The following is a 1,592-nucleotide window of genomic DNA, read 5'->3' as shown; positions in this document are numbered from 1 at the left end:
GTGTGCACCAGGCACAGGTCCGCTTCCCCGGATGGGACGTGGAGCATGCGTGCCGCTCAGTCAGACAACCGCGCCGCCCACAACCGAGCGACCCTGGCACGCAGTTACCCCACGTGGCGCCTGACCTGGCTGTCACCAGCAAGGCGCGCGTGAGCCGGTCGTCTGTCGCAAACTTTCTCTACGGTTTTTTCTAGTGATGATCATGAACAGGTGAGGGTCTGCTCTGGGGTGTCCAGCCAGAAGGCCTGACCGCTCTTGGCGACTGTCAGACCGAAACGTTCACGGGTGGGCTGCCCAGTGGCCATCCACCAGTCATAGGCCGCTTCCAGCTCATCCCACAGATGCCGAGGCCCATATTGCGTCACCTCATGGTTTCCTGTGCCTGCCGTCAGCGAAGCCCACGACTGTGACGGGGTGTGGGAAAGAAGAAGCGTCTTCGCGGGACCGCCTTCCTCGATTTCTCCCGTGGTGCAGCCAGGAAGCCACAGTCCCACCACAAACCCGGCGGTACTGTCCCGAAACGGCGCATCCAGATAGCGGCCAGACGTTCTCACGTTCGCGTCGTCTTCGCCGATCCACCACAGGTGCGGGTCGGGTCTCTGGTTACGCAGCCGCATGAAACCAGCCGTGTCATAGAACCTGCCCCAGGCCGTTCCGTCACTCTCGACCTGTAGCACCGCCAACGCACCATCAAAGATGCCTGCGAACGGCAACACGATCCGCCCGCGCGCCCGGGTCTGCTCCACCCAGGCGTGCGGCACGACAGACACCGATGCCGTAGCTATCAGCCGGTCATACGGTGCACGCTCTACCCAGCCTTCCGCACCATCACCCGTGATCACGGTGACTGCATGGCCCGCCCTAGCTAGCGCCGAGCGTGCACGCTCAGCAATCACCGGGTCCACCTCCACGCTCGTCACCGCACCAGCATGAGCCCGTGCCGCGAGCAACGCCGCGTTGTAACCCGTGCCCGTACCAATCTCCAGCACGCTCATCCCCGGACCTACATCGAGAAGATCCAGCATCCGATCGACAACCCACGGTGCACTGCACGAACTGGTCGGGACGATCCCCTTCCCGTCGAACCTGTCCGACCCGTCATCAACCTGGATCGTGACCGCCTGATCGCTTCGGCATACCTCCAACCACCGGAGCGGGTCCTCCGTCCGGCGCAGCGGGACCAGGAAGAACCCGTCATCCCCGGTGACCCACACCTCATCCGGGATGAAGTCCTCCCGTTTCACCGGCCGGCCGCTCATGCCTTTCCACTGCCCTGACACATCCCGCAGGTCTTGGTCTCCGTCTTCCCATCGTTTGTGACCACCACGGTTCCGCTCCCCGAACAGCCGGGACAGTCCACGGGCTTCGAGTGCCTACCCACTAGATCACCTCCCAGTAGCACAGCACCATCATCGATGATCGTATCCAAGTGAATGGATCCTCTTCTGGATAGGGGATTTCGTTTCAATCCCTCCACGGAGTGCGTCCGCCGTCGCTTCCACCGCGAGGGACGACCACCAGGTCACGGCGTCCGTGTCCGCTACTTGGTGAGCTGCCACGCTGACTGTGGCTGGCTCAGTGCCACGCCGCAC

At 63.1% G+C, this 1,592-nt stretch carries 1 protein-coding gene; it reads right to left on the bottom strand.

Annotated elements, in window-relative coordinates; translation table 11 throughout:
* Window positions 1-200 precede the first annotated feature (200 nt).
* Entirely contained in the window at window positions 201-1,259 is a 1,059-nt protein-coding gene (locus U9980_RS06130) for a methyltransferase domain-containing protein (protein WP_322767048.1), read from the bottom strand.
* Window positions 1,260-1,592 lie beyond the last annotated feature (333 nt).

It is taken from the genome of Protofrankia sp. Cr1 (genome assembly GCF_963555865.1).
In the GTDB taxonomy this organism is placed as follows: domain Bacteria; phylum Actinomycetota; class Actinomycetes; order Frankiales; family Frankiaceae; genus Protofrankia.
Note: the sequence above shows the minus strand (reverse complement) of the source record. Positions and strands in the feature narration are given on the sequence as shown.

What these genes read in the sequence shown, in the direction of transcription:
- U9980_RS06130 (WP_322767048.1), bottom strand. Translation starts at nt 1,259, where the DNA reads ATGAGCGGCCGGCCGGTGAAACGGGAGGACTTCATCCCGGATGAGGTG.